Origin of the sequence: Chryseobacterium sp. KLBC 52, from assembly GCF_003347605.1 — a bacterium.
In the GTDB taxonomy this organism is placed as follows: domain Bacteria; phylum Bacteroidota; class Bacteroidia; order Flavobacteriales; family Weeksellaceae; genus Chryseobacterium.
The window spans coordinates 309,944-334,138 of record NZ_QDFZ01000002.1 but is presented as its reverse complement, the minus strand read 5'-3'; the positions used below and the strand labels follow the sequence as shown (position 1 = coordinate 334,138).

Here is a 24,195-nt window from a genome sequence, read left to right as displayed (position 1 = left end):
AACATGAAAAAACTTTTTACAATTCTTATTGCTTTTTTTGCAATAAAATCCTATTCCCAATCGGGTTCCCAATCTTATTTTAAACGACTTTTTGATACCAGAGGACTCGACCAGTGGGATGGTAATTCTACCAGTCAGGATCAGCTTGAGTTTGCCTGGGGCGTGCCTTCCCACATGGAAGCACTGGTTTTGATGTATGAAAAAACACACGAGAAAAAATATGCTGAAACTTTAATCAAGTGTATCGGAAATACAATAGACAGGAGAGATGATTTGAGAAATCCTACATTGGGATACCCGATAATTTATGATTATCGCCATGTTTCCGGTGCTGCCTGGTCTACTAACCATTATAATGCCGTATCAGATACAACAGGATTACCTTATTCTCATTTGGTACATAGTGCCAATATTACATATCCTATGGCTAAGTTTGCAGCAATCGTTAGAAAAGATAGTACTATTCAAAACTTAACATATAATTCAACAGGACGTTATGCAGGCCAAAACTATATTACAATTGCTGATGACCTTATCCAAAAAATAAAAGAAACACTTGCTTACCACGCAGCCCAGTGGTTTATAGAACCTGGTTCTAACAACACGATAGGGTATTACAAGGAACGCAGCGATAATAATCCGCCAATAGGTTTTCCGGGCGAAATTTTACCTTTTAATATGCAAAGCTCCGTAGGAAGAGTGCTGGTGCAGATGTATAGGGCAACGGATGAAAACAATTATCTTGTCCAGCTCAATCAAATTGCCAATTTTATAAAAGCAAATACACAGCTTAATGCCAGCTTAGGATCTAATGTTTGGACCTATTGGAAGCACGATACTTTGCGCGAAGATATTTCTCATGCTGATTTAACGGCAGCTTTTCCTTATGAATGTAACAGGTATGGTATTTCAATCAATGGAAATCTTATTTATACTACTGCAGATATCAATGCTTATACTAAAACGTTGACAAAAGATATTTATATTTCCCCTCTGCATATAAAAAATGGGGTTAATTATAATGATGAGAATTGGAATATTAAATATAATATTAATACCTCTGACCCTACTGTGACTCCTAGATATGGCACTTACACCGCTTATTTATGGTTGTATTTATCTCAATATGATGATAAAACGCTGTATCAGATAGTTTCAGATTTACAGGCTGCTAAAAATTACTATAGTAATATAACGGTATTTGATTCTTCGATCACATGGGCTCTTTTATCAAATTTTGAAAACTTAATTGTGCCCGTCAATACGGATCATGAGTATGGAGAAGACTCTGATTGGAGAGGTGTTGCCAGCGGTAATTTTGACGGAGATAACGATGATGAATTTGTTGTTATCAGAAATTTTGACGGCTTAATGCAGACCTTAGAACCCTATGACAGAGCCTTTCGTCAGGTTAACACCAGTAAAGTATATGGTGGTTCCAATAACTGGAAAGGACTGGCTGCAGGTGATTTCTTTGGAGATAATAAAAGTGAGATCATTGCTTTAAACGATCATGCAGATGCCAACGAAAATGGTATTTATGTCTTGAAAATTGAAAACGGCAGTATTGTGGAACATACAAGATATACCGGATGGGGAGCTCAGTCAGAGTGGGTAGGTGTAGTTGCTGGAAACTTTATCAGTGGTGGAAAAGATGATGTTATCACAGTAAGAAATTTTAATAAAGAAGCCAGAGTGAGCAAATTTGTTGGGACAGACATGCAATCAGTATATTTAAATACACTTAATCTGCCTGCAAGTTCTAAAATCAAAGCAGTAGCATCAGGTGATCTTGATAAAGATGGTAAAGATGAATTAGTACTGCTTGTGGATGCTGATGATAATAACGCTATTTATAATGGTATCCATGTTTATCGGGTAAGTGATAGTGGCGTTCTTACAAAAATTACTGAATTTACAAACTGGGGTTCAGCTTCAGACTGGAAGGGGCTGGCTGTGGGAGATATTGATGCCGATGGTGCTGCTGAAATTATTGCTCACAGGAATTTCGACGGGGATTATAAATTATTTAAAATGAATGGAAATGTCTTATCCGGCATTACTGCTGAAAAATTTCCGATTCCACAAACCCGAAATAATATAATGTGTTTCGGAAATTTTGATCCAAGTACTAAGAATGAAGAGTTGGCTACCCTTAGAAAAGACGGAGGTATTGTCATGTTTTCTGCTGCAAATGTTACGAATAGCGTAAACAGCATGAATAACAGAAATCAGGAAGATCCTTGTAAAAATGAGCTGCCAGACGTGTTATACAGTTTCCTGAAATCAGCACCTTTTAACAAAGAAGAATCAAAAGAAATTGTTTCAGTTGAATAAAAGATGGGAATAATAGTAGATTCATATTCAATAGAACGGGCTGTAGCCCGTTTTTTTTATGTGTAGTTGGTTTTACCGCATAAAAAAAGCATCTTTTTCAGATGCTTGTGTTTTTAGATATTCTTTTTTTAAACCTCGTCGTCAGAATCAATTGTATATGATCTGCTTTTGAAGTCTTTGTCATGTTTTTCTGAAATTACATCCTCACCCTTTTCATTAATGATGAAATCTGTGGACTCATTAAACATCTCCTGGAAACTCTTAAAATCTTCCTTGTAAAGGTAAATTTTATGCTTCTCGAATGTAGCTTCCCCATTCTCTCCGAAATTCTTCTTACTCTCAGTGATTGTAAGATAATAATCTCCTGCTTTCGTCTCGCGCACATCAAAGAAATAAGTTCTTCTCCCTGCTTTTAACACCTTCGTGAAAATCTCATTTTCATGGCGTTCCTTGTATTCACTCATTGTTAGATATTTTTTAATCTTGTTAAGAACAAATATAAAAGAATTCTTTTAATCACAAAATTTTTTTTATGATTTATTTAACAATTGAGAACGAAATGGCTATGCAGTTACAGAATTGGCAATTTCGGTCAGGTTGATAATCTGATGGGCTTTTTGGGCGCTAGACTCTCTGTGTGTGATGATTATGGAAGTAGCGTTACTGATTTTTTTGTCAATATTTTCCAGAATATTCTGCTCCGTTTCAGTGTCCAGGGCAGACAAAGAATCGTCAAAAATAATGATATTGGGGTCCTTAATTAAGGCTCTTGCGATACAAATTCTTTGCTTCTGTCCCCCCGAAAGCATCACTCCGCGTTCACCAACAAGTGTTTTATATTGGTCTTTAAACTCTACAATATTTTTATGAACATCTGCAATATTAGCGTACTCTACTACCTTCTCATGAGAAGGATGATTAATGGCAAAACCAATATTATTTTCAATAGAATCAGAGAATAAATAGCTCTCCTGAGGAATATATCCGATAAAATTTCTGTAGTTTTCAAGATTATGTTCTTTCAGGTTTTTACCATCAATTAAAATTTCCCCTTCCGTAGGATCTATTAACCTGCATAATAATAAGGCAATCGTTGATTTTCCACTACCGGTTTTACCCATAATAGCCAACGATTCTCCGGCGTTTACTTTAAAACTTAGATTGTCCAGTGCTTTGATTCCCGTATTAGGATATACGTAGGATACATTTCTGAATTCTATATTTCCTTTGATCGGATAGTTTTCAAAATTAGTATTAATGATCTCTGATTTTTTATCCATGAATTCATTGATCCTCTGCATAGAGGCCTCAGCTCTCTGGTTGACAGAAGTTACCCATCCTACCATAGAGAAAGGGAAAATCAGCGTGTTGATATACATAAAGAAATCGGCAATCTTACCAATGCTTAATTCTCCTGCAATGTATTTTGTACCACCAATCCAGATAATGGCAACATTTAATAATCCGATCACAAAAAGAATAATGGTGAAGAAATAGGCTTCTGTTTTGGCAAGATCCAAAGCTTTATTCTGATAATCGGTAACTTTGATGCCGTAGTTTTTTTCAATGTATTTTTCTCTTGCGAAAAATTTTACCACACGGATTCCTGAAAAGCTGTCCTGTACAAAAGTAGAAATTGCAGACTGGCTTTTCTGCATGATCTTCGACTTTTTGTTGATAATAGAACTTACCTTATAAATAGCAAAAGATAAAACAGGAAGCGGAAGTAAAGTCCACATCGTCATGGAAGCATCCGTCTTTACCATGTAAATAGCTGTAATCAGCACCAGTACAATCAAATTCGCTACATACATTACCCCGGGACCAAGATACATTCGCACTGCAACAACATCTTCGCTCAATCTGTTCATTAAGTCTCCGATGGTGGTTTGTTTATAATCCGTTAAAGATAAATCCTGATAATGTCTGTAGATTTTATTTTTAAGTTCGTATTCTATTCTTCTGGAGGCAACAATGATGGTCTGTCGCATCATAAAAGTGAAGAATCCTGTTAGAAGAGAACATCCTACAATAATTCCAACATAAATTAAAACCTGCTGGTTGAAACCAAGGTTCCCACTTTTTGTAAGTTCATCCACAGATTTTCCTACAAACTGAACCTTATATATATTAAAGAAATTACTGGCGATGATAAAGAGTACCCCCCAAAACAATAGTATTTTGTGTTTCCAAAAATAAGGGTTTAAGGTTTTTAGCGCTTTCATATAGTTTGACAAAATTACAAAAATGTCATCACACTACGAATTTCATCAATTTTAAATTTTGTATCTTTGCACCCATAAAAAAGCTCTTTGAATGTTAGGAAGACGACAAATCCGTGAAAAAGTAGTACAGACCGTGTATTCTTACTACCAAAATCCTGTAAAATTTGATGTTTTAGAGAAAAACATGTTTGCCGGGATAGAGAAAATCTATTATCTATACATCTATCAGCTCAACTTTTTGGTGGGTTTGAAAGATTTGGCAGAAAATCAGATCGAAATTGGTAAGAATAAATTTCTTAAAACTGATGCTGATATTAATCCTAACCAAAAATTCATTAACAACCAGGTATTGCGTAAGCTGGAAGAAAACCCTGAAAGATTATTTTTTACAGGCCAGCACAAGCAGTTGAAATGGGATATGCATGATGATTTATTGGTAAAAACTTTCCAGAGAATTACTGCTGGGAAACGGTATCAGGATTTCATGAAAGAAGAAGGATACTCCTTCGAAGAAGATCAGAAATTTATAGGTAAATTATTTCTGAGGTATATTGCTGAAAATGAAGATTTTCATGATTATCTGGGAGATAAGGAGCTTTCATGGTACGATGATATCCATATTGCCAATTCCATGGTACAAAAAACAATCGGTTTCCTGAGAGAAGATGAAGAAAGCAGAACTTTGATCAAAATGATTAAAGATGAAGAAGATAAAACATTCGCTGCAAAGTTGTTGAAAGATACCTTGAACAACTGGGAAAACAATGAAAAGAAACTGGAAGAAAGACTGGAAAACTGGGATCTGGAAAGAGTTTCTCTAATGGATAAAGTAATTTTGTCTACAGCCATTGCAGAGCTTGATAACTTTGCTTTCACCCCTTCAAGAGTGATCATTAATGAATATATTGAAATTGCAAAAGTATTTGCTACAGACCGTTCCAATATCTTCATCAATGGTATTTTAGATAAATATTGTAAAGATCAAAATAGAATATAAAATGAAAAAGACGTTATCAATTATCGCCTTGTCTATTATAGGATTTGGGTTAGTTTCATGTAAAAAAGAAAACAAAGAAACTCAAAGTGCTGAAGCTGCAGCTACTGATTCTGCATCTGTTGTAGCTCCCCTAACTACTGATTCTGTAGCAGCACCTGTAAATAGTGAAGCAGCTGCTCCGGTTTCTAACGAGCCATCTACTTCTGTAGCTTTATCTGAAAACAGCTTTGATTTTGGAAAAATCAAAAAGGGAGATAAAGTAGAACACGTATACGAAATTACCAACACAGGTAAAAACCCATTGATTATTTCTGAAGTGAAGCCTGGATGCGGATGTACAGCTCCTGATTTTACAAAAGAGCCAATCATGCCTGGTAAAAAAGGAAAAGTTACATTACACTTTGATTCTTCAAGCTTCGACGGAAACGTGCAGAAGTATGCAGACGTTTTTGCTAATGTAGAAAAAGCTCCAATCAGATTAACGTTCACTGCGAACATTCAACCCTAATATTTAAAATATGCTGACACTATTTTTACAGGCACAAGGTGGATCTTCACCTATGATGCTGATCATGATGGGAGTGATGTTTGTAGGATTTTATTTCCTGATGATCAGACCTCAGATGAAAAAGCAAAAGCAGGAGAAAAACTTTCAGGAAAACCTTAAAGTGGGAACAAGAGTAGTTCTTACGTCAGGTCTTCACGGAAGAATTGCTCAGGTTCAGGATGATGGTTTTGTTATCGAAACATTATCTGGAAAACTGAAATTCGAAAAAGCTGCAGTTTCAAGAGAAATGACTGAGGCTCGTTTTGGAGATAAAGCAAAAACTGCTGAGAAGGCAGATGACAAAAAAGAAACAGCAACTGAAGAAAAAAAATAATTCAGTCTGAAAATATGTAGCTGCGGCGGGTGAACAAAGTTCACCCGCCGCAATTTTTTTCTACACTAGTTTGAAAATTATGTCCATTTGTGAAAAACAATTAATGAAATTAGTGTTTAATAAAACAATTATCTTTGCTTCATGAATCAAAACACAAACAAAACCGTTCTTATTCTGGGGGCTAATTCAGATGTAGCGAAACAATGTGTAATACAATATGTTGAAAAAGGATTTACAGTTATTGCTGCTTCCCGAAATACAACCGCTTTGAATAATTTCATTGATTCAAAAAATCTGGACCGCTCAAAAGTCTCTGTTTTGTATTTTGATGCTGCAGATTTTGATTCTCATCGTCAGTTTTATGCCAGTCTTTCTGTACAACCTCATATTGTAGTTTATGCCGCAGGTTTTTTAGTAGACAATCAAAAAGCACTGACCGATTTCAAAGGAGCGAAACAAATGATGGAAGTCAATTATATGGGTGGAGTTTCTATCCTGAGTATTATTGCAATGGATAAAAGCAATACCAACCTGGAAAGAATAATCGGACTCTCTTCCTTGTCCGGAGTAAGAGGAAGAAAAAGCAATTTTGTCTATGGCAGTACCAAAGCTGCATTTACACAGTTTCTGGCCGGATTGAGACAGGAATTAGCTTCCCGGAAAATTATTGTAAATGCCCTGGTTATTGGTTATATCAGAACAAAAATCAACGAAGGATTAGAACTTAATGAATCTCTGATCATGGAGCCGGAGTATGTGGCGAAATTTATTGTCAATGCTGGAAATTCCTTTACCATTGTTCCCAATTTTAAATGGAAAATTATCTACCATATTCTTAGGCTTTTACCTGAAAGTCTTGCCGCAAAATTACCTTAAGGAATGTTTCTTGATATTTTTTTTCTTTGAATACTGCCCACTTCGGTATCGTTTTTGTAACTCTATGACCGAAAAATTATTTCTTCCTGCAAGATTCAATTTCTGAATGATTATTGAGTAAAGCAGAAATATTCCGTTCTGCTGTCAATCTATTTTAGAGGATAAAATATAGTTTACTTTCACTGATAACAGTGCAGGGTGAATTCTTTTTTTTCCAAATCCTGCAGAAGATGTCAATACTTTTATTGATATAAATAGTAAAACACATAGTATACAATGGACGATTTAGAATTGAACAAGATTCAACAACACTGGGATACCTTAATTTCTTCAGCAATTTCATGGGCACCGAGAATTTTTACTGCAGTCATTTCCGCATTATTGATTTATCTTATCGGATCATGGATGATCAGAATGATAAAGAAACTGGTTGAAAAAGGTTTCAAAAAAAGAAGTATGGAAGCTTCGCTGCAGCATTTTCTTTTAAATATTATCAACTGGGGACTTAATATTCTGCTATTTATTGTTGTTGTAACGCAACTTGGAGTACAGACTTCTGCATTTGTCGCAATGATTGGTGCCGCAGGTTTGGCAGTAGGTCTAGCTTTACAGGGATCTTTAACAAATTTTGCAGGTGGAATCTTAATTCTACTATTAAAACCATTTAAGATTGGTGATTTTATTTCTACCAATTCAGGGGTTTCGGGGACTGTAGATGCCATAGATATCTTTCATACAAAACTGATCACCCCGCAAAACCAATTGATCGTTATTCCTAATGGAGTCGTTTCCAATAACAGTATTACCAATTTTACCCAATTGGGAACAAGGAGAACATCACTGGATATCGGAATTGCTTATGATGCGGATCTTAGGCAGACCAAGGATATTTTAATGAACGTCATTAAGAATAATCAATATGCTCTTGCAACACCTGCCCCACAGGTGGTGGTGACTGAATTGGGAGACAGTGCTGTCAATGTATCCGTAAGAGTAAGTACTTCCACTGAAAATTTCTGGACGATGAACGAAGAACTAATCATCGGTTGTAAAGAAGCTCTCGATAAAGCTGGAATCGGAATTCCTTTTCCACAGAGAGATATTCATGTTTATAATCAATAATTATATTTAATTTTTTTAAGAAGCTCCTGCATTAGTATAATGTGGGAGTTTTTACTTCTCTTTTTTAGAATAATGCTGAAGAGAATCTAATAAAATTTTATATTCATTCTCCTTAAACTCAGATTCTGTAAAAATGAAATTGTTATTAACCATATTTAAAATAAGGTATTGGTCAACCATTTTATACTGAGTTTTATTCCAGACGCAGTTGATGGTATTGAATGGATTTTTAACGGTAATACTATCCTGATGAAGTGTTATAAAGCTTATTTCATCATGTTTTCTTCTGAGGTCATCAATTTGTTCTTCGATTAATTTAAAGGTTTTATTTTTAGTATTGAAATACTGATATAACAGAAGGAAAATATATCCTACAAATAAGAAACCTCCATATTTAAAAATAATGGCAACAGGACCAAGATTCAAAGATTTTATAGGAAGAAATCCTAATGCGAGGAATACAACAGCATATGTGATTGCTTTTTTTAGTTCAGTAAAGTGCTTTTTCCATGTATACTGAAAGAAAAATTTCTGATTTTCTCTTTCTATGTTTTCATTGAAATATAACTGCAATTTGATAGGCTCCTCCATGATTAAAAGTTTTGCGGGCAAAAATAGAGAAATTAATCAATATTCTGCAGCAGTTCCAATGCCTTCATCATATCAATTCCTTTACCCAGAACAGCTTTGAACAAGTCTCCTTTTTCTTTAATTCTGTCAAGAGCATTGTTGATAGTAAAATCGGTCGGTTTCAGTCCGGGTTTCAATTCATCCCATTCCAAAGGCATAGAAACGGAGGCACCTTGTTTAGGTCTCAGGCTGTAAGCGCTGGCAAGAGTCTGGCCTGTTCTGTTCTGCAAATAATCCAGATAAATTTTTTTGTTATCCCTTTTTTGAAGGCTTCTTTCCAAAGTGGTAATCTTCGGCAGTTTTTCATTCACCTGTTTCATAAGGATATGAGCAAAATCTTTTACCTGATCGAAATCGTAATGAGCACCCATAGGAATATAGATATGAATTCCTGTGCTTCCGGAAGTTTTACAATAACCTTTTATTTTAATAGTTGTTAAAACCTCATTCACCTGAAGCGCTGTTTCAATTACCTCATCAAATGTATTTTTTGAAGAAGGGTCAAGATCCAAAACCAGATAATCCGGATGCTCAAGGTCCGGTAAAGAACTGTTCCATGGGTTGAGATCAATACATCCCAAATTATTCAGATAAGCCAAAGTCGCTTTATCGTTGCAGTACATATAATCAATGTATTTGTCATTCGATTCAGAATATACCTGGGTGGTTTTTATCCAGTCCGGAATATGATCTCCGGCATCTTTCTGATAAAAACTCTGCTTGTCAATTCCATTGGGAAACCGGTTGAGAGAAAGCGGACGATTTTTTAAGTAAGGTAAAATATATCGGGCTACGGATTGATAATATTCAATGACATCTCCTTTTGTAATACCATCTTTAGGAAAGTAAACTTTATCCTGATTGGTCAGTTTTACAAGATGTTTATCCAAAGTGATCTCTTTTTCTTTCTCATTAATCTCTGCTTTTTTTAATGTGGCTTTTGATTTCATTTCTTTAGGTTTTTCGGTGAAGGATGGATCTTTAAGATCATCCGGGTTTTTGTCCTCTCTGATTGTGATAAAAACAGGATGCCTGAATATTCCGTCCCTGGTAATCTCAGAATATTTGATTTCGCATACCAGTTCAGGTTTTACCCATGTTACCGGCATATTGGTTTTGGGAACCTGTTCGAACGGAGATGACTTTACAATTATTTTTTGCAGTTTCTCATATACTTCTTTTAAAGAAACCGTATTGAAACCTGTGCCTGTATGGCCACAGTAAGTAAGCTCACCATCAATAAATTTTCCTAAAATCAGGGCTCCGAAACTTTCCCGTGAACCTCTGGGTTCTGTAAAACCACAAATAATCACTTCTTCTGTATTGGAAAATTTGATTTTAAGCCAATCAGTAGTTCTGCTGTTTTCAATATATAAACTCTCTGCCCGCTTTGCAATCATACCTTCCAGTTTCATTTTTTTCATCTGTGCAAAAAATTCAATACCCTTTTCGGGAATATGATCGCAGTATTTGATCTGCTGGGTTTCTGTTAAAGCTTCCTTTAAAAGTTCTTTTCTCTGGATCAGAGGAATTTCTTCGGTAGAATGACCATTCAGCCATAGAAGGTCAAAAACCTGATAAACAAGAGCTGAATTGGGATTATCTCCGATTTGTTGCAAAAGCTGAAAATTAGGCTTCCCTTGTTCGTCGTAGGCCACAACTTCGCCGTCCAGGATCATATGATGTTTCTGTTTGTCGAAATCCTGGGCAATTTTGTCAAATTTTGATAAAAAAGAAATTCCGTTCCGGGAATAGAAGAGCGGAGCATCATGGCTGAGGTCAGCAACAGCTCGGTAGCCGTCCCATTTTATCTCAAAGATCCAGTCTTTATCATTGAAGGCTTTCTCTGAAAGTTTGGCCAGCATAGGTTTGATAAAAGACTTTAATTTTTTTTCGTTTGTTAAAGAATTAAAATTTCTGAATGGTTTTTCAGAAGTTATGACTTCTTTTTTTCTTTTATTTTTAGGCTTTTTTTTTCCTCTAAAAACTGAGTGACCAGAGACTTTGGTGAAGTGTTTTCTTCAGCATTGTAAGGACTTTCTGCAAATTCATCTTTGTGTTTGATGAGCAGCCATGAGTTATCATCCGTATTTTTCATTTTAACCAGAGCAAATTCACCTTTCAGCTTTTTGCCATGTAAAATAAATTTTAAAGAACCTGCATGCAACTCCTTCAGCAGTTCTTTTTCGTCAGAAAATTTAGAATTTTCTTCCAGAGGTTCATAAGTTCCGCTGTCCCATACTTCCACTTGTCCGGCACCATAATTCCCTTCCGGGATATTCCCTTCAAAATCTTTATAATCGTAGGGGTGATCTTCCACCATCATCGCAAGACGTTTGTCTTTCGGGTCTAATGACGGGCCTTTCGGAACCGCCCAGCTTTTCAGTACGCCTTCCATTTCAAGCCGGAAGTCATAATGAAGCCGGCTTGCGGCATGCCTCTGAATCACAAAAATCAGTTTGTCTTTGCTTTTTTTTGCTTTTCCTTTTGGTTCGCTGGTCTCATCGAACTTTCTTTTGTTATGATAATCTTTTAAAGCCATTATGATGCGGATTTGGATTTGGAACTGCTTAGACTTGCTTTTAACTGTGCCATCAGATCAATCACTTTACCTTCTTTTGCAGGCTGAACTTTTTTGGCTTTAATATTTTTACCTTTTGCTTTCTGTTTAATGATCTTCATGAGCTCATCAGAATAGGTATCTTTATACATGGCAGGATCAAATTCCTGAGAAAGCTGTTCTATAAGATTAACAGCCATTTTAAGTTCTGCAGGTTTCGGAGCCTTTTGAGCAGGGATTTTTAAGTCTGTATAATTTCTTATTTCCTGGTTGAATCTCAACCGGTTCAAAACCAGGATCTCTTCATTGTAAGGCCGTATCAATCCGATGGCTTCAGTCTCACGGAGTACAAATGTTCCGATTCCTACCATGGATGTTTTTTCAAGCGCTTTCAATAAAAGCCTGTAGGCACTTTCTCCATTTTTCTGGGGTTCCAGATAATAAGGGGTTTCAAAATACACACTGTCTACTTCCTCTTCTTTGACGAACTGATCAATAGAAAGGATTTTTGTCTTTTCAGGGCTTGCGGCTTCGTAATCTTCTTCATCAAGAACGATATATTTTTCGTCCATGAGATAACCTTTAACGATATTTTCCCACTTAACTTCTTTTCCTGTGTTTTCATTCACCCTTTTAAACCGGATATTGGAAAAATCAGACTTGTCAAGCATATCGAGATCTAATTTTGTGGTTTCTGTTGCTGAGTAAATTTTAACAGGAATGTTTACTAAACCGAAGCCAATAGCGCCGTTCCAAATTGCTTTCATTGTCTTACATTTTTAAAAATCAAGCAATTAACATGCCGTTGGAAGCCTGTGTGGTACCTTTTGCAGGGTTTGTTGCCAAATGACAATTGTTTTTAGCAATGACTTTTATATCTTTATATTTCCGCAATCCGTGGGTAAAACAGAAATATGGAAGAGCTTTTTACTTATATCAAAAAATTTGGAACACTGAATCCTCAGGATGAACTTTTACTTGCTGAAGGCATTCAGGAAATCACTGTGAAGAAGGGAGAACCTTTTGTAGAAGCAGGAAAGGTGAGCCAAAGAATTGCTTTTGTGAAAGAAGGGGTTTTCCGGTCTTTGTATTATAATAAACAGGGTGATGATTTTACCAGATATTTCATCTATGAAGGCAGATTTATAGGAGATTTTCAAGGATTTACAGATCAGCTGCCTGCTCATGAAGATATCGAAGCGATTACGGATGCTGTACTGCTGGTGATTGATCTTAAGCATTTTAAACTCCTGGAAGAGAAAATTGCGGTATGGCCGGTTTTGTTTGCAAGAATCCATGCATTTGTTGTTGAGAATAAACTGAAAGTTGCCAGTATCATGCTCAATCAGGATGCGAAATCACGGTACATTCATTTTTTAAATCATTATCCGGGGCTTGCCAACAGAGTTCCACAGTCTATGCTTGCTTCCTATCTCGGAGTTACTCCTTCTTCTCTAAGTAGAATCAGAAGAAATATAGTCTAGAATTATTAATGATAATTGATAGATGATATTATTTTGAGTCGGAAAGTAATAGGGTTGGTGAGTTGTTACTAAGTTCTAACATCTAGCTTCTGATTTCTCAAGAAATCTCTTTTTGTCAAATGACAATGGTCTTTCTTCTTGACTGTCATAGCTTTGTCCCATAAAATTTAAAGTACGAATATGGATATTGTATTAGGATTACAATGGGGTGATGAAGGGAAAGGAAAGTTTATTGACCTGATCAGTGAAAATTATGACATTACAGCACGTTTTAATGGCGGATCCAATGCTGGGCACAGCATAGAGAGAAACGGCCGAAGAATTACGCTTAAAATGATTCCTTCGGGGATCTTTATGAAAGGAGTGCAGAATGTTATTGGTACAGGAACTGTACTGGATCCTGTAAGTTTTAAAAAAGAAATTGCAAATCTTCAGTTATTTGATGAAACGGTTCAGCCGGAAAACAATGTGATTATTTCATTGAAAGCTCACTTTGTACTGCCTACTCATAAACTTCTGGATGTTTTTATGGAGGAAAGTTCTGATTATACAACCATCGGAACCACCAAAAACGGGATTGCACAGGCTTATTCAAATAAAATCTTAAGACAGAATGTAAGAGTTGGAGATATGTTTACTCCTGACTTTAGAAGCAGAGTACAGCATATTTTAGAAAGAGATTATAAGATGCTGACTGCTGGAGGTATGACACTGCCTTCTCTGGAGGAAATAAGTAATGAATTTTTTGAAGCGGTAGATTTTCTGAAAAAATTCCAATGCACAGAAACTGAGATATATTTAAATAATGCTCTGGCAGAAGGTAAAACAATTTTAGCAGAAGGATCTCAGGCTGCTATGCTGGATATTGACCACGGAACATATCCGTATGTTACTTCTTCTTCCACCACGGCTTCAGGTGCGAGCAGCGGTTTAGGTGTTTCACCGAAAAAGATCGGTGAGATATTTGGAATTGCAAAAGCTTACTGTACAAGAGTAGGGAACGGAGTTTTTCCAACTGAATTATTTGATGAACTAGGTGAAGAAATCAGAACAAAAGGGAATGAGTTTGGTTCCAATACCGGACGTCCGAGAAGAACAGGATGGTTGGATCTTCCTGCTTTAAAGTATGCCGTAATGATCAATGGAGTGACTCAGCTGGTTCTGACAAAGGCTGATGTTTTAAGTGGATTGAAATCCGTAGCAGTTTGTACCCATTATGAACTGGAAAACGGAGAGATTGTAACTGCTTCAGGTTTACTTCCTGAAAACGGAAAACCTATATTAAAATGGATGAATGGCTGGGAAGCGGATTTTTCTGCGATGAAAAGTCCTTCAGAATTACCCGAAGAAGTCAACGAGTTTCTTTCGTTCTTGGAAGAAGAATTAGGAATTCCTGTGGCTTATCTTTCAACCGGGCCGGGAAGAAATGAAATGTTGAAATTAATCTAATAGATAGTTTTAAATATAGAAAGAGGTTAGGAAATTTATTTCCTAACCTCTTTTCTTGTATGAAGAAATTTAGTTAACTTTTGTAAGGATGAAGCGTTGTTTTGTTGAAGGCTGAACCGTTTGATCAGTTGTGCCAATTACAATAGGGGTAAGATTGGTTGTTGTGCCGTTTTTTACCTCTAATCTCAATGCTGGTGCGTTCTTAGGAGCAAATCCAAATCCATTATTTCCTAAATTGAATAATAACCATTTTTGAGAATCTGTATTAGCATTGGTTCTTAATTCAACAGCGGTTCCATTCGTTGTCCCGTTACTTTTCACGGTTAATACCTTTGTAGGGTCCAATATAGATTTGATGGTATAGTAACCATGATCTGATTTGGTGAAAGTAAATCTCTGGTTATTTCCTGTAGAAGCTGAATACAGTATGATGCTGGTGCCGTCTGCAGTTGAACTTCCTGAAACATCTACATTTTTATCACTTGCTAAAGCTGTTGTCATAGTATACGTTCCGTTTACTGTAGAAGTAGCATTAACAGGTCCATACAAATGATTGATACCAGCATAATCACCTGCAGACAATCCCGTCCTTTGCTTGGTGAATGTAGATCCATCCAGCTTAGTCATTACAGGCTGACTTGAGTCTATTGCAAAGTCTGTAGACTGATACATCATCACAGAACCGAAATCAAAAGCACCATGTCCTGCATAATCATTGTAAAGATTGAAGTTATGACGGCTTCCTTCTACAGCCTTGTTAACATCTACAATGATGTACTGATCTCTATCCGGGCGGCACTGCTCATGCATGATTCCCATAGAATGCATGATTTCGTGTGCAATAATAGCGGGATAAGTAATATTATAGATTTTTATACCGTTAACTCTGTTTTTTTGCCATCCAAGCGGAGAACTGTTGGACGTTGTATACGTAAAGGTGATATATTCTGTTTGATTGGTTCGTTCAACAAACTGCATGCTGGTCTGTGAAGAAATCATATCAAATGCTTTGTTGATATTGGTCAGGAAAGTATTGTAATTCTGAGTACTCATACTTCCCTGGCTGGGTAATGTATAGTAGACGGTTGCATCCGGCCATGTCTTGATAAAGGAGCTTACAATGGTACTTTTCTCTGCTGTTGATGTTCCTGGGTTGGCCTGCTTTTGTAATACATTAAACTGTTCGGGGCTAATGGTAATATCTTCTGCATAAAAATATTCACCATTTACTTCGTTAACATAAGTATATTTCCGTCAATTAGTAATTTGTGAACCTTTGCATTGTCCAGCTTAGTCGTTGTAAGGTCGATAGATTCTGTTTGTGGATTTTCAATATCCGATCTGCATGAATTCAGTGCCAGAACAAGGCATCCTGATAATAGTAATAGTTTGCTTTTCATATTATTTAATATTGGTTGGTGATCAAGGTTTAAAATATGAACAGCTATATTATTATCATACGCATGAGATTATAAAAATACATCAATTCCTAAGTTTTGATGAAGTCTTCATTATAATTCAGCTGTGTAACGTAAATATATTAATAAAAATCATATTTACATATAACATAATATAATGATTGTTTTGTTGGGTTTTTATTTGGAAAATGTATTTATTTCGTTGATTTAATTGTTTTAATTTAATTTTTACTATTAAATTTTAAATTTGATTATTTCACGAATATTTGACATAGTGTGTAAAAATGTATATTTTACTAGTGTATAGTTTGTTTTGTTAGAAAATTGATAAATAATGTTAGGATTTGTAATGTTTTTTGATTCTAAATAATGCTGCTTTATTAAAATTTATTTTTCAGAAATAGTATCGTCAGTATAAAACATTAGGAAGTTTAGAGTGAACTTAAGTCCTGTAATAAGAATATAAAAAAAGCGGGGCAAATACCCCGCTTTACATTTATGCTTTTAAATTCAATTGTAATTCTAATTCGTCGAGCTGTGCATCAGCAATCGAAGCAGGCGCATCGATCATTACATCTCGTCCTGAATTGTTCTTAGGGAAAGCGATATAATCTCTGATCACTTCGTTCCCGTCAAGAATCGCTACCAGACGGTCAAATCCGAATGCTAAACCTCCGTGTGGCGGAGCTCCGTATTTAAATGCATTCATCAGGAATCCAAACTGAGCTTCTGCTTCTTCTCTGGTAAATCCTAATAAGTCAAACATTTTAGACTGAAGATCTCTGTCAAAAATTCTGATAGATCCTCCTCCGATTTCGTTTCCGTTCAGAACCATATCATAAGCGTTAGCTCTTGCTTTTCCGGGATCAGTTTCCAATAAGTGGATATCTTCCGGTTTTGGAGACGTGAACGGGTGGTGCATTGCATGGTATCTTTCAGTGTCTTCATCCCATTCCAATAGAGGGAAGTCAACAACCCAAAGTGGTGCAAATACATTTCCTTTTCTTAGTCCCAAACGGTTACCAAGTTCCATTCTCAATGCAGAAAGTTGAGCTCTTACTTTATTTTCGTTTCCGGAAAGAATCAACATTAAGTCACCTTCTTTTGCTCCGAATTTTTCGATGATTTTTCCTAAATCTTCCTCGTTGTAGAATTTGTTTACCGATGAGGTTTTCACTCCGTCATTCTGGAATTTTGCCCAAACCATTCCTGAAGCACCAATCTGAGGACGTTTTACCCAATCCACAAGTTCATCGATCTGCTTTCTTGTATAGTCTGCACATCCTTCTACATTAATTCCGACTACTAATTCAGCATCATCAAATATTTTAAAGTCTTTTCCTTTTACCAGTTCATTCAGTTCTACGAACTCCATTCCGAAACGGATATCCGGTTTGTCATTTCCGTATTTTCTCATCGCATCTGCGAAAGTCATTCTTGGGAAAGCTCCGAATTCCTGACCAGTAATATCTTTTATAAGCGTTTTGGTCATTCCTTCGAATACGTTCATCACGTCTTCCTGCTCTACAAAAGCCATTTCACAGTCGATTTGTGTAAATTCCGGCTGTCTGTCTGCTCTTAAATCCTCATCACGGAAACATTTTACAATCTGGAAATATTTATCCATTCCACCTACCATCAAAAGCTGTTTGAAAGTCTGTGGAGACTGTGGCAATGCATAAAACTGTCCAGGATTCATTCTGCTTGGTACAACAAAGTCTCTTGCTCCTTCCGGAGTAGACTTGATCAATACAGGAGTTTCCACTTCAATGAAACCTTCGTCAGATAAATAATTTCTTACTTTCTGTGCCATCTTGTGACGGAAGATCAGTTTATCTTTTACCGGATTTCTTCTGATATCCAGGTAACGGTATTTCATTCTTAATTCTTCACCTCCGTCTGTTTCATCTTCAATAGTGAAAGGTGGAAGCTGAGAATCATTCAGAATTGTCAGTTTTTCTACCAGAATTTCAATTTCCCCGGTTGGAATATTAGGGTTTTTGCTTACTCTTTCAATAACTCTTCCGGTAGCCTGAATCACAAATTCACGGCCCAGTTTCTTAGCTTCTTCCATCAATTGAGCAGAAGAGCGCTCCTGGTCAAAAACCAGCTGGGTAATTCCGTAACGATCTCGAAGATCTACCCAAATCATAAATCCTTTATCACGGATAGTCTGTACCCATCCTGATAGTGTAACTTCTTCATTCAGATTTTTCAGAGATAGCTCTCCGTTGGTGTGTGATCGAAACATAATTATTTGTTTAAAGTTCAATGTTTAAGGTTCAATTCCGAACCTTGAATTTTTCGTTGGCAAAGATAAGATTTTTGCAGGTTTTATAAATAAAAAAAACTCCCTTTCGGAAGTTTCATATATTGTTTTTAGATTTTTTTAGATTCTATTACCACCTTTTGCAATCAGAATTCTCTTTACTTCTTCACTGCCTTTTGTTTCATCAGCTACTTCAAGAGGAGTTTTATTCTGACATTTTTTATTCACATTCGCTTTGTTATCCAAAAGGAAGTTGATAATATTCTTTCTGTCAGACATTACACTGAAGCCAAGGGGGGAATAAAGTAGATCTCCCACAAGGAAACATTTGTTGTAATCTCCCGGAGCAAACTGTTTTTTAAATGTTACTATATCATCAGAATAAATGGCTTTCATCTTTTCCTGACTCATCTTCTGGGCAGAGAACATGCTGCCGGACAGTAACATTCCAAATAGAAAAGTAGTAGAGATTATTTTTTTCATAAGGATAATTTTTAAGAATATACAAATCTAAATTAAATTTTATTACCAATTGCTAAGTTTTTCTAATAATTGGATTTGTATTTTTGGGATTACATAAAATATTAATTGAGAAATGACAAAATATATTGAATTTTTGAAAAAAGCATTCAGCGGTGAAGAGACTGATTTTACAAAAGTGAACATCAGAAGTGCTGTATTGCTTTTAGCGATTCCCATGATGCTGGAAATGGCTATGGAATCCGTATTTGCACTTGTTGATCTCTATTTTGTCGGCCATCTGAAAGAAAGTGGTTTTGCTATCCAGACCGTAGGACTTACCGAATCTGTACTTTCGATAATGTATTCTATTGCCATTGGGATGAGTATGGCGGCCACAGCTTTGGTAGCAAGAAGAATTGGTGAGAAAAATCCAGAACAGGCTTCCAGAAGCGCAGCGCAAGTATTACTCGTTTCCTTTGGGATTACTTTCGTTTTAAGCTTACTTGGAGTAATTTATGCTGAGGAAATTCTGATTCTGATGGGTTCAAAACCAGAGGCAGCAGCTTATGGGAAGGATTTTACCCGAATTATGATGGGAAGCAGCACCATTATTATGCTTTTGTTTTTAATTAATGGGATTTTCAGAGGAGCGGGAAATGCAATGATTGCTATGAAAAGTTTATGGATCGCAAATATTGCTAACATCATTCTCTGTCCGATTCTGATAAAAGGCTTAGGTCCTGTTCCTGCTTTGGGACTTACAGGAGCTGCTTTGGCAACAACAATAGGACGTAGTATTGGGGTTATTTATCAGCTCTATCATCTTTTGGTAGCCGATACTCAGATAAGAATTAAACTACCTTATTTTAAACCGGATTATGTATTAATTAAATCTATCATAAAAATTGCAACTCCCGGAATTTTTCAGTTTGTCATCGCCTCATGCAGCTGGATTTTCCTTGCAGAGCTTGTTGCAACTACCGGAGGAGAGAATGCATCGGCAGGTTATCAGACCGCTTTAAGATTGATGATGTTTTTTATGCTTCCAGCCTGGGGATTGAGTAATGCTGCCTCTACATTGGTAGGCCAGAATATGGGAGCGAATGAAATGCTGAGAGCAGAACAGTCGGTGATGAAAACCGTGAAATATAATGTCATTTTTATGCTGATAGTTAGTCTGATCTTTCTTTTTATGGGAAATTTTTTAGTAAGCTTTTTTACTCAGGAAATGGCGATTAAAGATTTTGCTAAAAATGCGCTTCAGATTATGAGTATAGGATTTATTTTCTATGGAATCGGGATGGTGATGATCAATGCCTTCAATGGAGCTGGTGATACATGGACTCCTACCTGGGTTAATCTTTTTGGATTCTGGCTGTTTCAGATTCCGCTGGCCTATTTTTTATCAAAATATCTTGATATGGGACCCAAAGGAGTTTTTATATCAATTCCAGCTGCAGAAACATTGATTACTATTGTTGCTTTTATCTTATTTAAAAAAGGAAAATGGAAGACAATAAAAGTGTAGAAAGCGTAGGTAATGGAATTCTCCAGCTTCCCTTCCTAATTTATAAAACTTTAACAGCTTCATTAATTGGATTTTAGTATTGTATTTTCTAAATTCGTAGGACAACAAATACATAATACTATGGGAAAAGGAGACAAAAAATCAAGAAGAGGGAAAATTAATTCCGGAAGTTATGGTAAAAGAAGACCTAAAAAAGCTTCAAAATCATTTCCTGCTTCTGCAGAAAAATCTAAAAAGTAATTAAAAATAAAAAAGACCGAAGATCATATCTCCGGTCTTTTTTTATGAAAATTAAATTAATTATTTACCTCCCAGAATATTACCAAGGATGCTGCCTAAACCGCCGCCGCCTTGTTGTTGGTTTCCACCGCCCAATACACTTCCCAGGATATCATTCAAAGGATTTCCTGAAGATTGAGATTGTCCGCCACCTCCTAAAACACTTCCAAGAATGTCATTCAAAGGATTAGACTGCTGAGCTTGTGCCTGATTGGAAGCATTACCAAGGATTCCTCCTAAAAGATCACCTAAACCTCCTGCTCCTACATTGCTCTGTTGTTTCTGCTGTCCGATATAACCCATTACTACAGGTGCAAGCATCGCAAGGATAGGACCTATTTTGTCTATTGAAATTCCTGTGTTTTGTGACAGTTGGTTTTCAACAGTACTTTTTTGCCCACCGAAGATATGATCAAGAATAGATCCTCCTTCAGCCTGTCTTGCTTCAATTTGTGAAGCATCATTTAAAATACTTCCGTTATGGTCTTTATCTAAAGCATTATTTAAAGCTTCTGCTTCTTTAGCATCCTGAGATTTATTTCTAAGATAAGAAATGATAAGAGGAGTAGCAACAGCTAACAGCGCGATTACCTGGTTCTTACTGATTCCGAATTTATTTTCAGCCTGTTCAGCAACCTGGTTGCCTGTGTTCCCTGTAAGTAGGTCAATTAAACTCATTTTTTGTGTTTATTTAGTATTAAGTACACCAAAGTTATCAAAAAATATGCCTCACAAAATCACCCCCTTTCATAATTATTGTTAAAGTTTCTGAGAGCGTTTCAGAAGCTTTAGTTTTTAATGATAGGAACGTTTGAACACGCTTCTCCGAACATCAGGGATTTTACAATAGGTTTCAGTTGTTCTACCAATTCAATATAAGCATTTTCAGGAATTTCTTTATCTGAGCATCCTTTTACAAGCACTCTTTTTCCTCTCATTTCCTCAAAATCATGAGTCTGGATGGCATTATGCATTAAAATAACTTCCAGATCCTCGCGGTTTCCAAAAACTACTTTCTTTGCTGCATCGGTAATTTTTGCTGTTAAAACAAAATAAGCCCAAAGAGGAATAATAGTGTCAACAGAATTGTAAATGTATACATAAGTGTCTTTATATTGTTCCGTATCGATAGCATCTACCTTTTCGCGGAAATCTTTTTCTTTCAGGATCATTTCCTGCCAAAGGAAATCTTTAAGGTCAATACCCTTTCTTTCCCCTTTTGGCAGTAAAGTGGTAAGGTCAAAATTGATAAGGCCGCTTTCTGCAACTTTATTCCGGATTTCAAATTCTTCTGACATTTTTTATCATTATCTTTGAACAAATTTACGAATTAAGATCATATCTATCTTAATTTGTTCTCTATCCTTACTATAGAAATGAAGTATTATATTATTGCAGGAGAAGCTTCCGGTGACTTGCATGGAAGCAATCTGATGAAAGCCTTACAACAAAAGGATCCCCAAGCGGAATTCAGATTTTGGGGTGGCGACCTGATGAAAGCTCAGGGCGGAACGTTGGTGAAACATTACCGTGATCTTGCTTTTATGGGATTCCTGGAAGTGGTGATGAACCTCCGTACCATTCTGAATAATATCAAATTCTGTAAAGAGGATATTCAGAAGAACAGGCCTGATGTTTTGATCCTGGTGGATTATCCGGGATTTAATCTGAGAATTGCAAGATTTGCCAAAGAATTGGGAATCAAAGTTGTTTATTATATATCTCCACAGCTTTGGGCATGGAAAGAAGGTCGTGTGGAGATTATCAAAAAATATGTGGATGAGATGATGGTCATCCTTCCATTTGAAGAAGACTTTTACAGAAAACATGGAGTACATTCTCATTTTGTAGGTCATCCGTTGCTGGATGCTATTTCGGATCTTCAGGAAATAAGCGTTGAAAATTTCAAATCGGAACATGGCTTAAATGAAAAAGAAATCATTGCATTGCTTCCGGGTTCCAGAGAACAGGAAGTGGAAAAAATGCTTGAAATAATGCTTTCCGTAAGACCGCAGTTTCAAAACTATCAGTTTGTGATTGCCGGAGCACCAAGTCTTCCAAAAGAATTTTATCAGAAATATGTAGATGATAATGTTCATTTTGTTTCTAATAAAACCTATGATCTGCTGAGATGTTCAAAAGCTGCTTTGGTGACTTCCGGAACAGCTACGTTGGAAACCGCTTTGTTGAATATCCCTGAAGTGGTTTGCTATCGTGGAAGTAAAATTTCCTATGCTATTGCTAAAAGATTGGTTAAAAATATCAATTATATTTCTCTGGTTAATCTGATTATGGACAGGGAAGTGGTGAAAGAATTGATTCAAAATGATCTGAATACTAAAAACCTGGTTGAAGAGCTCAATAAAATTTTGTCAGGAGAAAAAAGGGAGCAGGTGCTGAATGACTATAATCTTCTTAGAGAAAAGCTTGGCGGGAAAGGAGCCAGTGAGCATGCTGCTGACGTGATTTTGAAAGTATAGTTTGTACTGAGTTTCTGATTATTTAATTTTTAACTATGAATTATTGTAACCGCTTTCTGTTATTCCTGACTTTTACATTATTTTTCTCAAACAGTTTTGCCCAGCAGAGCAACTCAAGAGATAAAGTTCAGATATTTTATTACGGCTGGTACGCCAATCCGGCAACAGACGGAGAGTATCAGCATTGGAATCATGAGATCCTTCCTCACTGGAGCAATCCGAAGTGGAATAATCTGGGCCATCATAAAGGAGGAGATGATATCGGAGCAAATTTTTATCCGGCTCTAGGCAATTACAGTTCCAATGATCCGAAAACCATCGAGCAGCATATGAAAATGATCAAAGACTCCGGAGTAGGAGTGGTTGTTGTAAGCTGGCTGGGAAAAGATTCGTTTACGGATAAAAGTCTTATCAAATATTTAGATATTGCGGATCGGTTTGATTTAAAAATAGCATTTCACATTGAGCCCTTTTATAAAAATACTTCAGAATTAAAAGAGCAGCTTTCTTATCTGGTAAAAACGTATTCCAATCATCATGCATTCTATAAAAAAGAAGGGAAACCTCTGTTTTATGTGTATGACAGCTATAAAATTCCTAAAGAAGAATGGATGAAAATATTATCCAAAGATGGAGAGGGAACAGTCAGAAACACGGATTTAGATGCTCTTTATATCGGACTTTGGGTTGAGAAAGATGATGCTGAATTTTTTGATTCGGCAGGCTTTGATGGTTTCTATACCTATTTTGCCAGCGAAGGATTTGTATATGGAAGTACAACGGCTAATTGGGATTTTATGGCCAAATTTGCTAAAGATCATCATCTGATTTTTATTCCGTGTGTAGGTCCTGGTTATTCTGATACAAGAATCCGTCCGTGGAATGAAGCAAATTTCAAAAGCAGAGACAATGGAAAATATTATGAGAAAATGTTTGATGCCGCTATCAAAGTAAATCCGGAATTCATTGGCATTACCTCATTCAATGAATGGCATGAAGGAACACAAATAGAGCCTGCTGTTCCTAAAAAAGCAGGTGATTTCCAATATGAAGATTACGGGAGAGATCCTTTATTTTATATTAAAGAAACGAAGCGTTTAACGGATAAATTTTTGAAAAAGAAATAATATACTTTCAAACATAATTTTCAAAACAAAAAATAAAGCGTTCTGTTGACATTTTTAATGAATACAGAGCG

24 protein-coding genes are annotated in these 24,195 nt (G+C 36.2%); 12 read left to right on the top strand and 12 right to left on the bottom strand.

Annotated features, from left to right (window positions below):
- Positions 1–3: 3 nt before the first annotated feature.
- Complete coding sequence (locus DDF69_RS03125) at positions 4–2,337, top strand: FG-GAP repeat domain-containing protein (protein ID WP_114819486.1); 2,334 nt, start codon at positions 4–6, stop codon at positions 2,335–2,337.
- Positions 2,338–2,465: 128 nt separating this feature from the next.
- Here DDF69_RS03125 and DDF69_RS03120 read toward each other — a convergent pair whose 3' ends face one another.
- Positions 2,466–2,801: a DUF3276 family protein gene (locus DDF69_RS03120; RefSeq protein WP_002976288.1), complete on the bottom strand. Its 336-nt coding sequence runs from the start codon at positions 2,799–2,801 to the stop codon at positions 2,466–2,468.
- Between the two features lie 99 nt (positions 2,802–2,900).
- Positions 2,901–4,562 carry an ABC transporter ATP-binding protein gene (locus DDF69_RS03115; protein WP_114819485.1) on the bottom strand — a complete coding sequence of 554 codons (1,662 nt, stop codon included), beginning with the start codon at positions 4,560–4,562 and terminating at the stop codon, positions 2,901–2,903.
- 91 nt (positions 4,563–4,653) lie between these two features.
- Between DDF69_RS03115 and DDF69_RS03110 the strand changes: the two genes are divergently transcribed.
- The 5 genes from DDF69_RS03110 (at position 4,654) to DDF69_RS03090 (ending at position 8,438) form a co-directional block, all read left to right on the top strand.
- Entirely contained in the window at positions 4,654–5,559 is a 906-nt protein-coding gene (locus DDF69_RS03110; protein WP_114819484.1) for a transcription antitermination protein NusB, read from the top strand.
- Between the two features lies 1 nt (position 5,560).
- Positions 5,561–6,067 carry a DUF1573 domain-containing protein gene (locus tag DDF69_RS03105; RefSeq protein WP_114819483.1) on the top strand — a complete coding sequence of 169 codons (507 nt, stop codon included), beginning with the start codon at positions 5,561–5,563 and terminating at the stop codon, positions 6,065–6,067.
- Positions 6,068–6,077: 10 nt separating this feature from the next.
- The gene (yajC, locus tag DDF69_RS03100; RefSeq protein WP_062675766.1) at positions 6,078–6,440 is read left to right on the top strand and encodes a preprotein translocase subunit YajC; all 363 of its coding nucleotides are present in this window, start codon (positions 6,078–6,080) and stop codon (positions 6,438–6,440) included.
- 141 nt (positions 6,441–6,581) lie between these two features.
- Positions 6,582–7,316, top strand: a complete 735-nt coding sequence (locus DDF69_RS03095; protein ID WP_114819482.1) for an SDR family NAD(P)-dependent oxidoreductase — start codon at positions 6,582–6,584, stop codon at positions 7,314–7,316.
- Positions 7,317–7,592: 276 nt separating this feature from the next.
- Positions 7,593–8,438, top strand: a complete 846-nt coding sequence (locus DDF69_RS03090; RefSeq protein ID WP_114819481.1) for a mechanosensitive ion channel family protein — start codon at positions 7,593–7,595, stop codon at positions 8,436–8,438.
- Between the two features lie 51 nt (positions 8,439–8,489).
- On the opposite strand, the gene DDF69_RS03085 is transcribed toward DDF69_RS03090, so the two are convergent.
- The 4 genes from DDF69_RS03085 to DDF69_RS03070 all read right to left on the bottom strand — a co-directional run bounded on the left by DDF69_RS03085 (position 8,490) and on the right by DDF69_RS03070 (position 12,395).
- Positions 8,490–9,029 carry a hypothetical protein gene (locus tag DDF69_RS03085; RefSeq protein WP_114819480.1) on the bottom strand — a complete coding sequence of 180 codons (540 nt, stop codon included), beginning with the start codon at positions 9,027–9,029 and terminating at the stop codon, positions 8,490–8,492.
- A gap of 32 nt (positions 9,030–9,061) precedes the next feature.
- Entirely contained in the window at positions 9,062–10,933 is a 1,872-nt protein-coding gene (ligD, locus tag DDF69_RS03080) for a DNA ligase D (RefSeq protein ID WP_114819479.1), read from the bottom strand.
- Positions 10,934–11,004: 71 nt separating this feature from the next.
- Positions 11,005–11,610, bottom strand: coding sequence for a DNA polymerase ligase N-terminal domain-containing protein (locus DDF69_RS03075; RefSeq protein ID WP_114819478.1), 606 nt, complete (start codon positions 11,608–11,610; stop codon positions 11,005–11,007).
- Positions 11,610–12,395, bottom strand: coding sequence for a Ku protein (locus DDF69_RS03070; protein WP_114819477.1), 786 nt, complete (start codon positions 12,393–12,395; stop codon positions 11,610–11,612). Before DDF69_RS03070 ends, DDF69_RS03075 begins: the two co-directional genes overlap by 1 nt.
- Before the next feature lie 147 nt (positions 12,396–12,542).
- Here DDF69_RS03070 and DDF69_RS03065 point away from each other — a divergent pair, with 147 nt between their 5' ends.
- Positions 12,543–13,112: a Crp/Fnr family transcriptional regulator gene (locus tag DDF69_RS03065; RefSeq protein ID WP_114819476.1), complete on the top strand. Its 570-nt coding sequence runs from the start codon at positions 12,543–12,545 to the stop codon at positions 13,110–13,112.
- A 180-nt stretch (positions 13,113–13,292) separates the two neighbouring features.
- Complete coding sequence (locus DDF69_RS03060; RefSeq protein ID WP_114819475.1) at positions 13,293–14,561, top strand: adenylosuccinate synthase; 1,269 nt, start codon at positions 13,293–13,295, stop codon at positions 14,559–14,561.
- Between the two features lie 69 nt (positions 14,562–14,630).
- Here DDF69_RS03060 and DDF69_RS03055 read toward each other — a convergent pair whose 3' ends face one another.
- The 4 genes from DDF69_RS03055 to DDF69_RS03045 form a co-directional block, all read right to left on the bottom strand.
- Positions 14,631–15,614 (bottom strand): M12 family metallopeptidase, encoded by a 984-nt coding sequence (locus DDF69_RS03055; protein WP_262510844.1) that lies wholly within the window; start codon positions 15,612–15,614, stop codon positions 14,631–14,633.
- Positions 15,615–15,787: 173 nt separating this feature from the next.
- A complete protein-coding gene (locus tag DDF69_RS22250) occupies positions 15,788–15,961 on the bottom strand; it encodes a hypothetical protein (protein WP_228411912.1) in 174 nt (57 codons plus the stop codon).
- Positions 15,962–16,475: 514 nt separating this feature from the next.
- Positions 16,476–18,230: an aspartate--tRNA ligase gene (gene aspS, locus DDF69_RS03050; RefSeq protein ID WP_114819474.1), complete on the bottom strand. Its 1,755-nt coding sequence runs from the start codon at positions 18,228–18,230 to the stop codon at positions 16,476–16,478.
- A gap of 138 nt (positions 18,231–18,368) precedes the next feature.
- Positions 18,369–18,731: an ankyrin repeat domain-containing protein gene (locus DDF69_RS03045; protein ID WP_114819473.1), complete on the bottom strand. Its 363-nt coding sequence runs from the start codon at positions 18,729–18,731 to the stop codon at positions 18,369–18,371.
- Between the two features lie 112 nt (positions 18,732–18,843).
- On the opposite strand from DDF69_RS03045, the gene DDF69_RS03040 reads away from it, so the two are divergent.
- Both DDF69_RS03040 and DDF69_RS03035 read left to right on the top strand, forming a co-directional pair.
- On the top strand, positions 18,844–20,238 hold the full coding sequence (locus DDF69_RS03040) for an MATE family efflux transporter (RefSeq protein WP_114819472.1): 1,395 nt from the start codon (positions 18,844–18,846) through the stop codon (positions 20,236–20,238).
- Between the two features lie 120 nt (positions 20,239–20,358).
- The gene (locus tag DDF69_RS03035; protein WP_079243310.1) at positions 20,359–20,478 is read left to right on the top strand and encodes a 30S ribosomal protein THX; all 120 of its coding nucleotides are present in this window, start codon (positions 20,359–20,361) and stop codon (positions 20,476–20,478) included.
- A gap of 60 nt (positions 20,479–20,538) precedes the next feature.
- Here the strand turns inward: DDF69_RS03035 and DDF69_RS03030 are convergent, their stop codons facing one another.
- Together DDF69_RS03030 and DDF69_RS03025 are read right to left on the bottom strand one after the other, a co-directional pair.
- On the bottom strand, positions 20,539–21,195 hold the full coding sequence (locus tag DDF69_RS03030) for a DUF937 domain-containing protein (RefSeq protein ID WP_114819471.1): 657 nt from the start codon (positions 21,193–21,195) through the stop codon (positions 20,539–20,541).
- Positions 21,196–21,305: 110 nt separating this feature from the next.
- Positions 21,306–21,815, bottom strand: coding sequence for a DUF2480 family protein (locus DDF69_RS03025; protein ID WP_114819470.1), 510 nt, complete (start codon positions 21,813–21,815; stop codon positions 21,306–21,308).
- Between the two features lie 78 nt (positions 21,816–21,893).
- Here DDF69_RS03025 and lpxB point away from each other — a divergent pair, with 78 nt between their 5' ends.
- Complete coding sequence (gene lpxB, locus DDF69_RS03020; protein WP_114819469.1) at positions 21,894–22,997, top strand: lipid-A-disaccharide synthase; 1,104 nt, start codon at positions 21,894–21,896, stop codon at positions 22,995–22,997.
- A 35-nt stretch (positions 22,998–23,032) separates the two neighbouring features.
- Positions 23,033–24,124, top strand: coding sequence for a glycoside hydrolase family 99 protein (locus tag DDF69_RS03015; RefSeq protein WP_114819468.1), 1,092 nt, complete (start codon positions 23,033–23,035; stop codon positions 24,122–24,124).
- Positions 24,125–24,195: the final 71 nt, after the last annotated feature.